This is a genomic window from Nonlabens agnitus (assembly GCF_002994045.1).
Taxonomy (GTDB): domain Bacteria; phylum Bacteroidota; class Bacteroidia; order Flavobacteriales; family Flavobacteriaceae; genus Nonlabens; species Nonlabens agnitus.
Genome location: NZ_MQUC01000003.1, coordinates 2,073,316 through 2,087,274, shown reverse-complemented (window position 1 = coordinate 2,087,274; position 13,959 = coordinate 2,073,316). Strand labels below are relative to the sequence as shown.

Annotated in this window: 13 protein-coding genes; 5 read left to right on the top strand and 8 right to left on the bottom strand. The window is 41.6% G+C overall.

Annotated features, from left to right (window positions below; all coding sequences use genetic code 11):
* Window positions 1–9: 9 nt before the first annotated feature.
* The 5 genes from speB to BST86_RS09605 all read right to left on the bottom strand — a co-directional run bounded on the left by speB (window position 10) and on the right by BST86_RS09605 (window position 5,533).
* Window positions 10–948: an agmatinase gene (gene speB / locus BST86_RS09625; protein WP_105983064.1), complete on the bottom strand. Its 939-nt coding sequence runs from the start codon at window positions 946–948 to the stop codon at window positions 10–12.
* 52 nt (window positions 949–1,000) lie between these two features.
* Entirely contained in the window at window positions 1,001–2,392 is a 1,392-nt protein-coding gene (locus BST86_RS09620; protein WP_055411013.1) for a type III PLP-dependent enzyme domain-containing protein, read from the bottom strand.
* A 74-nt stretch (window positions 2,393–2,466) separates the two neighbouring features.
* Window positions 2,467–3,447 carry a pseudouridine synthase gene (locus BST86_RS09615; protein WP_105983995.1) on the bottom strand — a complete coding sequence of 327 codons (981 nt, stop codon included), beginning with the start codon at window positions 3,445–3,447 and terminating at the stop codon, window positions 2,467–2,469.
* A gap of 197 nt (window positions 3,448–3,644) precedes the next feature.
* On the bottom strand, window positions 3,645–4,598 hold the full coding sequence (locus BST86_RS09610; protein WP_105983063.1) for a carbon-nitrogen hydrolase family protein: 954 nt from the start codon (window positions 4,596–4,598) through the stop codon (window positions 3,645–3,647).
* Window positions 4,595–5,533, bottom strand: a complete 939-nt coding sequence (locus BST86_RS09605) for a geranylgeranylglycerol-phosphate geranylgeranyltransferase (RefSeq protein WP_082438498.1) — start codon at window positions 5,531–5,533, stop codon at window positions 4,595–4,597. Before BST86_RS09605 ends, BST86_RS09610 begins: the two co-directional genes overlap by 4 nt.
* A 188-nt stretch (window positions 5,534–5,721) precedes the next feature.
* On the opposite strand from BST86_RS09605, the gene BST86_RS09600 reads away from it, so the two are divergent.
* Window positions 5,722–6,348 carry a hypothetical protein gene (locus BST86_RS09600; RefSeq protein WP_146126750.1) on the top strand — a complete coding sequence of 209 codons (627 nt, stop codon included), beginning with the start codon at window positions 5,722–5,724 and terminating at the stop codon, window positions 6,346–6,348.
* Between the two features lie 100 nt (window positions 6,349–6,448).
* Here BST86_RS09600 and BST86_RS09595 read toward each other — a convergent pair whose 3' ends face one another.
* The 3 genes from BST86_RS09595 to BST86_RS09585 all read right to left on the bottom strand — a co-directional run bounded on the left by BST86_RS09595 (window position 6,449) and on the right by BST86_RS09585 (window position 9,787).
* Window positions 6,449–7,387 carry a mevalonate kinase family protein gene (locus tag BST86_RS09595; RefSeq protein ID WP_105983061.1) on the bottom strand — a complete coding sequence of 313 codons (939 nt, stop codon included), beginning with the start codon at window positions 7,385–7,387 and terminating at the stop codon, window positions 6,449–6,451.
* Window positions 7,388–7,397: 10 nt separating this feature from the next.
* Entirely contained in the window at window positions 7,398–8,456 is a 1,059-nt protein-coding gene (locus tag BST86_RS09590; RefSeq protein ID WP_105983060.1) for a diphosphomevalonate decarboxylase, read from the bottom strand.
* Between the two features lie 71 nt (window positions 8,457–8,527).
* Window positions 8,528–9,787, bottom strand: coding sequence for an ABC transporter permease (locus BST86_RS09585; protein WP_105983059.1), 1,260 nt, complete (start codon window positions 9,785–9,787; stop codon window positions 8,528–8,530).
* A gap of 211 nt (window positions 9,788–9,998) precedes the next feature.
* Here BST86_RS09585 and purH point away from each other — a divergent pair, with 211 nt between their 5' ends.
* The 4 genes from purH to BST86_RS09565 are packed head-to-tail and all read left to right on the top strand — an operon-like array spanning window position 9,999 to window position 13,958.
* Entirely contained in the window at window positions 9,999–11,546 is a 1,548-nt protein-coding gene (gene purH, locus BST86_RS09580; RefSeq protein ID WP_105983058.1) for a bifunctional phosphoribosylaminoimidazolecarboxamide formyltransferase/IMP cyclohydrolase, read from the top strand.
* Window positions 11,547–11,599: 53 nt separating this feature from the next.
* Window positions 11,600–12,631, top strand: a complete 1,032-nt coding sequence (locus BST86_RS09575; protein ID WP_055411006.1) for a rod shape-determining protein — start codon at window positions 11,600–11,602, stop codon at window positions 12,629–12,631.
* Between the two features lie 6 nt (window positions 12,632–12,637).
* Window positions 12,638–13,462: a rod shape-determining protein MreC gene (mreC, locus tag BST86_RS09570; RefSeq protein ID WP_105983057.1), complete on the top strand. Its 825-nt coding sequence runs from the start codon at window positions 12,638–12,640 to the stop codon at window positions 13,460–13,462.
* Between the two features lie 55 nt (window positions 13,463–13,517).
* Entirely contained in the window at window positions 13,518–13,958 is a 441-nt protein-coding gene (locus BST86_RS09565) for a hypothetical protein (protein ID WP_242446506.1), read from the top strand.
* The last annotated feature ends 1 nt before the right edge of the window (window position 13,959 follow it).

Below are 13,959 nucleotides of genomic sequence, written 5' to 3'. Positions count from 1 at the left end.
TTTGAGGATCTAGTCCTCGTTGATATTTTTCATTTTCTTAAGTCCGGCTTTTGCAAAACCTTTGTCTGCATCATAGCCTTCTTCACCTTCTAGTGCGATGTCTTTGAATTTGTAGCTCAGCATCTTGTAGTACAATTTTGCCGCAAGAAAATCTGACGACTTCTCATTAGGATTAGGACATAATTCTACGATGTCAAAACCTACGACGTTCTTTTCTTCAAAGACGCCTCTCAAAAAGTCTAGGGTCTCGTACCAAAACAAACCTCCAGGTTCTGGTGTACCGGTAGACGGGCAAATGGATGGATCAAAACCGTCAAGATCGATGGTGATAAAAACGTTTTCAGTCAACGCTTCAGTTGCTTTTTCTGACCAGTAATCATCCTGCACCATTTCATGCGCATAGAATATTTTTTCTTCATCATTGATGCCTAGCTCAATGCTGTCCATACTGCGTATACCTACTTGAACAAGATTTGTATTTTGGCTGGCTTCATATACAGCACATGCGTGGTTGCAGCTGCTGCCATCATAGGTTTTACGCAGATCTGCGTGAGCATCGATCTGCAGTACGCTCAAGTTTTCAAACATCTCGTTAAAGGCGCGAATGCTACCTATGGAGATGGAATGCTCGCCACCAAAAAGCGTTACGAACTTATTTCTCTTGATGTATTTTTTGGTTGCGGCATGAACGGCATCCACCATTTTTTCTGGAGAAGAGTTCTCTGAAACTGGATCTGCCAGATAAATACCGTGTTGATACACTTCAGTATCTGTTTCAATGTCATATAATTCCATGTTGCGACTCGCGTCGAGAAAAGCATCTGGACCTTTATCGGCTCCTTTTTGCCAGGTACTGGTTCCATCATAGGGAACAGGGATCAAAACTATGGATGCGTTATCCAATCCAGCATATTGATCCTCGATGCCGGCATAGTTAGATGTACTCATGATAAATTATTTAATGTCAAAGGTTTAAATATAATAAATATGACTTGAGGATTTAGTATCCCAAAATTTCAAGCATCTGTTCAGAGGTTTGCTGGTCTCTAAACAACTCTGTCACGATCTCGCCATTCTCATCTCTATCGATCAAAACATGCTTAGGCGCTGGTATCAAACAGTGCTGAATACCTCCATAACCGCCTATGGTTTCCTGGTATGCACCTGTGTTGAAAAAGCCTATGTAAGTAGGTTTGTCCTTGTGATATTTAGGTAGGTAAATGGCATTGACGTTTTGCTCACTGTTGTAGTAGTCATCACTATCGCAAGTCAACCCTCCTAAAAGGACGCGTTCATATTCATCATTCCAGCGGTTAAGAGGCAACAAAATAAAGCGTTTGCTTATCGCCCAAGAATCTGGTAATGTGGTGATAAAAGAGCTGTTGATCATGCTCCATTTCTCACGGTCGTTTTGCTGCTTTTGGTGTAGAATCTTGTAGATCGCGCCACCGCTTTCTCCAACGGTAAAAGATCCAAATTCTGTGAAAAGATCTGGAACTGGCACTTCTGCATCGTCACAAACGATTTTGATCTGGCTCACGATCTCTTCAATCATGTATTCATAATCAAAATCAAAAGCTAGACTGTTTTTGATAGGGAAACCACCACCTATATTCAAGCTGTCCAGAGATGGACATATTTTTTTAAGACCTATGTAAACCTTCAAACACTTGTGAAGTTCGTTCCAGTAATAAGCCGTGTCGCGTATACCGGTATTGATAAAAAAGTGAAGCATTTTGAGCTCTACTTGATCGTTACCTTCAATCTGGTTTTTGTAAAATGCATTGATGTTTTTATAGCCTATTCCCAATCTACTGGTGTAGAATTCAAATTTTGGCTCTTCCTCACTGGCAATGCGTATTCCTACTTTGAATTTCTTTTCCGTCGCTTGTTGAAGTAATGGCAACTCTTCATGATTGTCAATTACAGGAATACAATTGTGCTGTCCAGAATCAATCAGGCTAGCGATATTCTCTATGTACAAATCACGTTTGAAGCCGTTGCAAATCACAAAAGTATCCTTGGTGATCTTACCACTTTCTCTAAGGCTCTTTACAATATTAATATCAAAAGCACTACTGGTCTCGACATGGATATCATTTTTGAGCGCCTCATCCAGCACGTACTTAAAATGGGAACTCTTAGTGCAATAGCAGTAACGATATTTTGCTTGATAGTCCGCTTTCGCGAAAGCGGATTCAAACCATCCTTTTGCACGGTTGATGTTCTCTGAAATTTTAGGTAGATACGTGAACTTCAATGGGCTGCCATATTCCTGGACCAGTTTCATGAGGTCAATACCGTGGAAGTGCAGTTGCTTTTCTTTGATGTCAAACTCTTCCGTAGGAAAGTGGTAGGTCTGATCAATGAGATCGATGTACTTAGTATTCAATAGGTTGTTTTAAATGTAATTTAAAAGGCTAATATCTTATTTGCTCGCAACTTCTATGTTATACAAATATTAAATTATGCGAGCATTTTAAGGTTGATAATCTCTTGTTTGCTTAGTAATCTATAGTGACCACGAGGCAAGTCTTTTTTAGTCAGGCCACCTATAACGACACGATCCAGAGTCACCACTTCATAGCCTACACTGTCAAAGATACGTTGTACGATGTTGTCCTTGCCGCTGTGCACCTCGATACCTATCTCGTTGTTCTTGCCGCCTTCCACATAATTTATGTCCTCGACTTTAATTTCTTCGCCCTCGATGGTGACACCGTTGCGTATTTTCATGAGGTCTTCATGCTTGAAGCTGCGGTCCAGAGCGACATGATAAATTTTGCGCAAGCGCTTTTTAGGATTGTTCATGATATTTGCGATCTCTAGATCGTTGGTAAATATCATGAGTCCTAATGATTTTCTGCCTAGTCGTCCTATATAGTGCAACCTGCTGGATGAGGCCGTTGCCATCAAATCCATCACGGTTTTGCTTTGCTTTTCTCCGGTTCTAGGTGTGATAAAGCCTTTAGGTTTATTGAGTAGGAAGTATTCTTTTCTTTTAGGCTCTATAGAACGGCCGTCAAATTTCACCTCGTCAGATGGCTGCACTCGGAAACCCATTTCGGTTACCGGCTTGTCGTTTACGGTTACGCTTCCTGCAGCGATGTAGATATCAGCATCGCGACGGCTGCAAAGACCACTGTTCGCTATATATTTATTCAATCTTATTCCAGTTGCTGAGCTCTTTTTGCTGGTAGAGTTCTCTTTCTTCTTGCGATTGATGTATTCCTTTTTGGTTACTGGATTTCCAGATCTGGAAGTACCTATCACCTGGTTTTTACCACCGCGTGTATTTTTTGTGGATGCTCCACCACGACCTGAGGTGTTGCTTTTATGGTCCTGAGAACCAGCATTTCTTCTGTTTCCGCCTTTACTACTGGATCCAGACTTGCCGCCTTGACGGCCACTGCCTTTACCACTAGATCCTTCATTGCCTCTGCTCATCACTGTAATTTTTTGCAAAGATAACTTTTTGATAAATGCAAGGTTCAAAAGAAATTTTAAATGAATATGCTGATCCTAAAATAAATAGAAGGAAAGTGGAGAGAATAGTAGGAGATGTCCTTGTGATTCCTTTCGTACTTCCATTTTAGAACTTCAAAACGCAACTATTTCGATCACTATATCAACGCATCAGGATATCAATCCTTAAACTTCACCGTTGTTTGTCGCTCTCTATTGACGTTTAACTGTGTGACATCAGGTCTGGAATAATGGCCGGCAGCGTCAAAACTCTGTCGTTCTTCAAACACCCGATTTAGATCTAGCGTGGCATAAAGTACTTCTTCCTTGCCTATTTGCGGCTCGATGATCCATTCGCCATCTGGACCTGCGATGCAACTGCCACCATTAGCCAGTACGGCTGGTGCATTTGCCAGAATTTCTTCCAGATGCGGAGTGCCAGCAGGAAAATCTTCTTTGAACATCATGCAGGAAACCGACAACACATACGTTCTTCCTTCTCGTGCGATAAATCTCGTGATGTCCTTTGTGTTGTGATCGCTGCCAGGCCAGGCTGCCACATGCAGATTGGTACCTTGCGCATACATGGCAGCTCGAGGTAAAGGCATCCAGTTTTCCCAGCAGTTCAGGCCACTTACCGTAAAGTCCTCGAGTTTGTGTGTTACCAGTCCATTACCATCACCAGGCGACCAGGTAAGTCGCTCGTCATAGGTGGGCTGTAGTTTGCGATGTACGCTTTGGATTACGCCGTTTTGGTCAATGTAAACCAGGCTCGCGTACAGGGAATGACCGCCGCGATCGCTAGGACGTTCAATGATTCCTAGATAGATTGCTATTCGGTTCGCTTTCGCGAAAGCGCAAACATCCTCCAAATCTCCACGGTCGATGTCCACCGCATTGAGCGCATAATGTCTGTGCAGTTCCTTCACCACGCTTTTGTTCCAGGCAGCGCCATCTGTTAAGGCCAGCCAGAACGGATAACCCGGCAATAGTGCCTCACCGAAAACCACCAGCTCAGCACCATTTGTTTTGGCTTCCTTTAGGGTTTCCAAAACTTTGTGCAGTGTGGCAGCATGATCCAGCCAGACCGGAGCTATTTGTGCGAGAGCTACTTTGATGGTAGAAAGATTCATAAAAAGGTTTGTATTCTATTGACAATGGCTGGTAAATCAATCAGTAAAATGGAAAAGACGCCAGCTACAATAATCACTTTGAGAATGAAATGAATAAGTAAATACTCGCGCTTGCGTCGTGAGGACCATAATAGCGGTAAACAAACGAGCAAAGCACCCGTAATAAACGCAAAATAATAATTCATGTAACCGGTTTCAAATCTCAATATGAGCGCCGCTATGGGAACAATGGTAATGACGGTGAGCACCGTGTAGAACTTCTTTGAGGCACGCTCGCCCAGTACCACAGGCAAAGTCTGGTAATTTTGGGCCAGATCGCCGCGCAGGTTTTCCAGATCCTTGATCAATTCGCGCATACCTATGATGAGAAAGAGAAACAACCCATGAACCAAAATGACTGGATAGAAATTTTTATAGTACATGAACAATACAAAAAACGGACTCACAGCCAGTGCTGCGGCCATCAAGTTCCCTACAAAAAGTACTTTCTTGATCTTGTGTGAATACAACCACATGGCAGTAATATAGAGCGCATAAAAAAGCCCGGCGCGCCAGGAAACGATCATTCCCATCACAAACGCCGCGCCATTGAGTGTGAAGTAAACGGTCCATAAAGTGGACTGTTTTACCTGATTTTCCAAAAGCGTTTTTTGAGGCCTATTGATCAAGTCCTTCTCTCGGTCGTAAAAGTTATTGATGATATAACCACCAGCGATCGCGGCAGCAGATGCGATTATGATGAGCCACAACCTGTAGTCGCTTAAAATTTCTAATACTGGTGTATCTGGCGCGATGATGAAAATAGTGGCAAACAGCTGCGCGATAGCTATCAGACCTATGTTATACAAGCGAACGCTAGAAAACAAGCTCAATACCTTGACGGTAAGAATCCGCGTGCTGGATCTGTTTTTAGTCATCGTTTGTGTTGCTGGCATGAATCAAAGTTAGGTATTTCAAGATAGAGGTAAATTGAATTGAGAGCTGATTTTTCAGCAATATATGAGATACTCAAATAATACTGTCAAAGTTGTTCCTCATATAAGAATAGCAAGTTCTTAATGATCTGAATTAAATATTTATGATATAAATTGACTGTAAATTTTAAAGATTCTGAAAATTGAATGTGAAGATCAGTTATGAAATATTACAATCACTTCCTGCATACGGACCAATGTATATTCCGGTAACACAAAATGGAGAACCTTTCTATCAAGAAGGTTTTGTAGTTAGGTTCTATAAAAAAGATGGGACAGATTGGGTAGCAAATTTTCAACCAGGTTGGAGTAATCTAAATGAGGTTTATGATTTCCCTGAAAAGAACATAGTTGTAGTACTTTCTGGTGGCTTAGGTTATGTCATGAATCCAGAATTTTCAAAACCTCTTCTAACCTTTGGTCTAGATATAACTGATGTGTTTCAAACCGAAAACGGCAGTTTGATTTGCGTTGACTCTACAGCAGTTCAAATTTTGGACAATAAAAGCGGAGAGATTTGGAAAAGTGAACGAATTTCATGGGACGGTTTCAAGGATTTACTTTTTCAAAATGAAGTTTTAAGTGGGTTATCGTTTGACCCGACCAATCCGAATAGGCAATGGGAGAAGTTTTCTTTAAATGTGACCAATAGGAAATTGACCGGTGGAAGTTTCCGCGAATTTTTGAAACTAAATGGAGATTTGGAAATGAAAAATCAACTTGAGATTCAAGAGAGAACAATTCAAAACAAACCTTGGTGGAAGTTCTGGAAGTAACATTCGCAAAAAATGGATTGTTTAGTTATATGGAACTCTGTAGCAAAAAAACTCCGAGTCTTAAAAGAATCGGAGTTAGATTATATCAATGTTGCTGATTTTAGAAATTATAAACTACTTCCAGTTTATAATCCTTTAATGCTTTTTGTGCTTTGGGCAAATCTTCAGTAAAACCGAGGATGTAACCACCACCACCAGATCCACATAGTTTTAAATAGTAATCACCAGTGTCTAATCCTTTTTTCCATAGCTCGTGGAATTGTGCAGGAATCATAGGCTTGAAATTGTCCAGTACGGTTCCAGAAAGTTTTTTGACATTGCCAAAAAGTCCTTTCACATCGCCACTCAAGAAATCCTCCACACAAGAATCGGTGTATTTTACAAATTGCTCCTTTAACATCTTACGGAAACCTTCTTTCTTCATGTTTTCCATAAAAATGTTGACCATAGGCGCCGTTTCTCCCACAACTCCAGAGTCCAATAAGAAGACCGCTCCATTACCGGTAGCAAGTTGCGATGGTATGCCAGCAGGTTCAATATCTTCCTTACTATTTATAAGAATAGGAAGGCTCAAATAACTGTTTAATGGATCCAAGCCAGAACTTTTCCCGTGGAAAAAACTCTCAATCTTGCCAAAAATATCTTTCAGGATCAATAATTTTTCACGCGTTAGGTTTTCTAAAACCGTGATTTTATTGATCGCATACTTGTCATAAATAGACGCTACAAGAGCACCACTACTTCCTACACCATAACCTTGTGGTATGCTACTGTCAAAGTACATACCTGCATCCACATCTGCTCTCATGGACTTGATATCAAACGCTGGAAAGTCCATGTCGTTCTCTACCAGTTGTTCAATATGGTCTGCAAGTCTGGCAAGGCTAGCGTTGGATGCTAGAGCCTTTTCGTCCGGTGTTTCGGCGATTTTAAGCGCTCCTTTGTAAAAATTGTAGGGAATGGAAAGTCCTTTGGAATCCTTGATGATGCCGTACTCGCCAAAAAGAAGAATCTTTGAATAGAATAATGGTCCTTTCATAAAATATGGTCTAAACAGCGCTGGCGCCGTTGCCTATATAATCACAAATATAATGTTCATTTTGACAATACTGCGCTAATTTACTCTTAATCAATTCTTCAACAGCTTGCTTATGCGCCGCAGGATACAGCATGTGTACGTTTGCACCAGCGTCCAGCGTGAAACACACGGAAGTATTTGTACTGGATCTAAATTTCCAGATCTCCTCGATGATCGACAGCGTGTTGGGCTTCATGAGGATAAAATAGGGATGAGACGTCATCATCATGGAGTGCAGTGTGAGTGCTTCACTTTCGGTGATTTTAATGAATCCTTCCAGGTCGCCGTTGAATAAATACTCCTTGATTTTTGATAAGTTGGAATGGGCTTGTTGGAATCTCGCTTTCGCGAAAGCGTGCCCGTTCATAAGCTCATGACCTACTGTAGAACTTACTGTTTTCTCGCCTTTGTCCACTAACAAGATGGTGTCTTGAAAATCCTGAAAAATAGGATGAAGCTTCTCGCTCACGTCAATACCGTATAGATCTGAACTGCCTGCGGTATCTTCATGATTACCCCAAACGACCAGTTTACCTTCAAGACTTCTACAAGCGCTTCCAGAGCCCAAACGTGCCAAAAAACTGGCTTTCTTCTTGTCAATGGCTGTACCGGTTAAGTCACTTTCCATGGCAACAATACACGACGACATCGCAGCCATACTGCTCGCACTACTAGCGATACCGCTGCTGTGCGGGAACGTGTTGCTGGTCTCTATCTTGAAATGATAGTTTTTGATCCATGGCGAGTAGGCCTCAATACGCTCGAAATAAGCTTCGATTTTTGGCGCAAAAGAAGGCTTTGATGTGCCGTCTAACAAGACTTCAAAACCGTGTTTTTCAGATTGAGTAGCGGTCATGGTAGTGATCGTACGGCAATCATTGAGTGTAAAACTAATCGACGGATTTGCAGGCAACTGCATGCCATGCTTGCCCCAATACTTGACTAACGCAATGTTGGATGGTGCTTGCCAGGAAGCACTAAGTTGTGATTTGGGCTGAGGTGTTGCGGTTAGTTGAAACTGTTCTTCCAAGAGAGTTGGGTTTGCTGCAAATATAGTAGTTAGGAGGAAAGAATGGATGCAGTTGAGCGCGATTCCGTTTCTTACATTCCTGTGCGGATAGCCTCTACAGGATCCATGCGCGATGCTAATATTGCAGGAATGATACCAGCCAGCAAACCGACTCCAGCAGATATGCTAGTACCTAGAATAACATTGTAGGCAGAAAGAATAAACTTAAAATTTTCGGACATGGAGTTTGCTACAATAGTACCCAGCCAGACAAATAAAAGTCCAAACAATCCACCGAAAACGGCAAGAATGACAGATTCAAATAGAAATTGTGAAAGTATAAAGCGACTTTTGGCACCTAGGGATTTTTGAATTCCTATGAGGTTAGTACGTTCCTTGACGCTCACAAACATGATGTTGGCAATCCCAAATCCGCCTACCAGCATCGAGAATCCAGAAATGATGACACCTATCAAGGTCATGACTCCAGTGACTTGATCAATAAAATCTGCAAAACCCTTTAATGGATTGATAAAGAAGGTGTTGATGTCTTCACTTTTCAATCCTCTAGCAGTACGCAAACGTTGCTCTACCGTTGCCATGAACTCATCAAGATCAGTTCCTGGTTTGGGCTTCATGATCATGGCGGTGGTCGTGTTTTGGTTTTTATCGCTGTAGATACGACGTATGAAGTTCACGGGAATGTAGGCAGATTCGTCTTTTCCTGGTCCCATGCTCACACCAGATGCTCCTTCTTTTTCCAGTACACCTATAACGGTAAACTTATTACCGTAAAGCCTAACGCGCTTCCCGATGGGATTTTGGTTATCAAATAGATTTTGGGCTATTTCATAACCTAAAACGACGACTGGAGAACCGCTCAAGTCTTCTGATTCATTAAAAAAGCGACCGTCCACCAGTTTAAGACTTTCCAGATCATAGAAATCTGCTGTATGCGGTTGAATATTGACGCCAGTCACGGTATTATCTTCAAACTTGACGTTTTCTGGAGAAGTAAAGAAGGTATAGCTTATGGCGGCTAGATCTGGTACGCTGCGTTTGAGCATGAGGTATTCCTCGTAAGAAACATTGGGGAACTTTTGGTATTGGTAAGGCTCTAACTCTGTAGGGCCAAAGGATATTCGCAACACATAAATTGTTGAAATGTCCAGTGAGCTCAAACCATCCTGAATCTCATTCTCTAGGGAATCGATCGCTGCCAGTACACCTATGATCGCAAAGATCCCTATGGTCACGCCTAGCAATGATAAAAAGGTTCGCAATAGGTTGGTGCGCAATGCATTGAGTGCAAAAAAGAAACTCTCTTTAAGAACTCTAAGATAGATGAGCATGCGCGCGGTTTAATTCAGGTTACGGTTGATTAGACAAGGTGACTGGTAATATGTTACAAAAGTCTTGAAAAAATCGATGATCAATACAAGCTGGATCGCATAAATGTTAACCAACGGTTCAAAACAGATGTAAGCTTATTCGCTAGTTTGACTTTTATAGAATGTCATTGCTTTATTTTTGTATGCTTCATTAACACGCTAGCCTAAAATCATGAGCCAAATCAAAGCAAAAAGTGCCTTAATATCTGTTTTTCATAAAGACGGACTCGCTCCAGTCGTCCAGAAAATGAATGAATTGGGAATCACTATTTATTCTACTGGTGGTACTGAAAAGTTCATCAAGGAATTAAATGTTCCTGTGACTCCAGTCGAGGATGTTACGAGCTATCCATCAATTTTAGGTGGTCGCGTGAAGACTTTGCACCCTAAAGTTTTTGGTGGAATTTTGAATAGGCGTGACCATGATGGCGATCAATCCCAAATTGAGGACTACGATATACCGCAAATCGATATCGTAATCGTGGATCTTTATCCGTTTGAAGATACGGTAGCGAGTGGCGCGAGTGAGCAGGATATTATTGAGAAAATTGATATAGGTGGTATCTCATTGATACGTGCCGCTGCCAAAAACTACAAAGACACCGTTTGTGTGGCTACTATGAACGACTATGAAGAGTTGCTGGAAGTTCTAGAAGCTGGAAACGGTGAAACAAGCCTTGAGCAACGCAAGAAATTTGCAACCACGGCATTTAATATTTCCTCGCATTATGACAGTGCGATCTATAGTTATTTCGCTGGCGATGATGCAGAAAAGGCCCTTAAGGTAAGCGAGCCGCATGTGATGCCGTTGCGCTATGGCGAGAATCCACACCAGCGTGGTTGGTTCTATGGGAATTTTGATGAGATGTTTACTAAGCTTCATGGTAAAGAATTGTCTTATAATAACTTACTGGACGTCGATGCCGCTGTCAATCTGATGAGCGAGTTTGTGGATGATCAACCTACGTTTGCCATTTTCAAACATAACAATGCCTGTGGAGTAGCGCAGCGCGACACGATCCACCAGGCTTATGTAGATGCTTTGGAAGGTGACCCAGTTTCTGCCTTTGGAGGGATTTTGATATCCAATACAGAAATTGATGTCCCGACAGCAGAGAAAATTCACGAACTCTTCTGCGAGGTAGTGATCGCGCCATCTTTTGACCCTAATGCACTGGATATTTTGATGGGTAAAAAGAATAGGATCATGCTGGAACTTGGAGAAGGTGCGCTTTCGCGAAAGCGAGATACCAACAAGCTGGAAGTGCGAGCTTCATTGAATGGTTACCTCGTCCAAGATCCTAACCTCAAAACCGATGAAAAGCAGGATTTGAAGAACGCCACAGAGCGAACTGCCACAGATAGCGAGATTGAAGATCTTCTTTTTGCTTCTAAAATTTGCAAGCATACCAAGTCGAATACCATCGTGCTTGCCAAGGGAAAACAACTTTGCGCCAGTGGTACTGGGCAAACCTCACGTGTTGACGCCTTGAACCAAGCTATTCACAAGGCACAATCCTTCAAATTTGATCTGGATGGTGCGGTCATGGCGAGCGATGCGTTTTTTCCTTTCCCAGATTGTGTAGAAATCGCTGATAACGCGGGAATCAAGGCGGTCATCCAACCTGGTGGCTCGATTAAGGATCAACTTTCCATCGATTATTGCAATAAAAATCAAATTGCCATGGTTTTTACGGGTACAAGACACTTTAAACACTAGAATTGTTTTAGTTTTGCAAGACCCTAATAACTAATGTTTTTCCACTGATTTTTATGGGATTTTTTGATTTTCTTACTGAAGATATTGCCATCGATTTAGGTACGGCAAATACACTCATTGTCCACAACGGTAAAGTTGTCGTGGACAGTCCATCCATTGTCGCTCGTGATCGAACTACAGGCAAGATCATTGCTGTAGGTAAGGAAGCTGCGATGATGCAGGGAAAAACGCATGAAAATATCAAAACCATTCGCCCATTGAAGGATGGCGTTATTGCAGATTTTGATGCCAGTGAAAAGATGATTTCCATGTTTATCAAGGAAATTCCTGCTCTTAAGAAAAAACTCTTTACACCATCCTTGAGAATGGTGATCTGTATACCTTCAGGAATTACTGAGGTTGAAATGCGTGCAGTTAAGGATAGTGCAGAGCGTGTGAATGGTAAAGAAGTGTATTTGATACACGAGCCTATGGCAGCTGCTATCGGTATTGGTATTGATATCATGCAGCCTAAAGGGAACATGATCGTGGACATAGGTGGTGGAACGACAGAAATCGCTGTAATTGCCTTAGGAGGTATCGTTTGTGATAAATCGGTCAAGATTGCAGGTGATGTATTCACCAATGATATTGTTTACTACATGCGCACCCAGCACAATTTATATGTAGGTGAGCGCACTGCAGAGAAAATTAAAATCCAAATAGGAGCAGCGACTGAAGACCTTGAAGTGCCACCAGAAGAGATGAACGTTCAAGGACGTGACTTACTTACCGGTAAACCTAAAGAAGTAAAGATAGGTTATCGCGAGATCGCCAAGGCGCTTGATAAATCCATCCTGCGTGTTGAGGATGCCGTTATGGAGACCTTGTCCCAAACGCCACCAGAACTCGCAGCCGATATCTACAATACGGGTATTTATCTTGCCGGTGGTGGATCCATGTTGAGAGGTCTTGATAAACGACTGTCGCAAAAGACAGACCTGCCAGTGTATATTGCAGAGGATCCATTGCGAGCGGTAGTAAGAGGTACTGGACTAACGCTCAAAAACCTGGATAAATACAAAAGCGTATTAGCTAACAAGTAATCCACAATGCAACATATCATCAATTTTCTGATCAAGTACAGAAACTTGCTGTTGTATCTATTCTTGTTTACTGTAGGATTGGTGTTTACCATCCAGTCGCATGAATATCATCGCAATTCTTTTATTCACTCCACAGGTAACGTGACGGGAAATATTCTCCAAGTGAGAAATGATGTCTATTCCTATTTTGATCTGAACAGACAAAACACCTATTTAAGCGAGGAGAATGCTAGACTGCGCATGAGATTACTGGCCGTAGGTGATACTCTTTTAGGAGATGAGGCGACCTTAATGTTTTCGGACGGTCTTCCTTATAAAGTGATGCCTGCTAGAGTGGTCAAGAATAGCTACGATAAGTTGGATAACTTTATAACGCTGGATATAGGTTCCAGTGAAAATATCCAGCCCGATATGGGTGTGATCACCAGCAATGGAATCGTAGGTATCGTTGATGTTACAAGCGATGAATTCTCACGAGTTATTTCGGTTTTAAATTCTGAGATATCACTCAACGCCCAAATTAAAAATACGGCTACGATAGGTTCGTTAGTTTGGGATGGATCAGATCCTTATAAGATGAGCTTGATTGACGTCCCAAGACTGGCAACAGTTTCTAAAGGTGATACCATTATTACTGGACAACAATCCACAACGTTCCCACCAGATATAGAAATAGGAGTTATTGAAGATGCAGAGCTTATTGACAACGGATCCAGATATAGAATTGATGTGAGGTTATTCAATGACATGACAGATTTAGGTCATGTCTATGTCATCAAAAATCGAGACACTGAGGCGCTCAAGGTAATAGATACATTGACTAATGAATGATTTTCTTAAGATAGCGTTTCGTTTTATAGGGCTGCTATTCGTGCAGATCTTTGTCATGGATCAAATTAATTTCTTGGGATTCATCAATCCCATGATTTACGTGCTATTTATTTTCCTTTATCCCTTTGAAAATAACCGCTTGGCATTTTTATTGATCTCTTTTGGGTACGGCTTGATTATGGATACATTTCAGGATACAGGTGGCGCTCATGCCGCTGCTTGTGTCACCTTGACTTTTTTTAGACCCTACTTATTGAAATTGGTGTATGGAGAAAGTTATTTGATGAAAAACATCAAGGTATTGACGACAAGTCTGGATAGAATTTTTCTGTTCCTTGTTATTGGTATTTTTCTGCACCACTTAGTCTTTTACGGCTTGGTAATTTTTAACGCTTCACAAATATGGGAATGGCTTAAAATGACGTTTGCTGTTGGGACCGCATCAGTAATTTTAGGAATGGTATTGCTACTTATTATTAAACCCAAGCGTTCTTAAT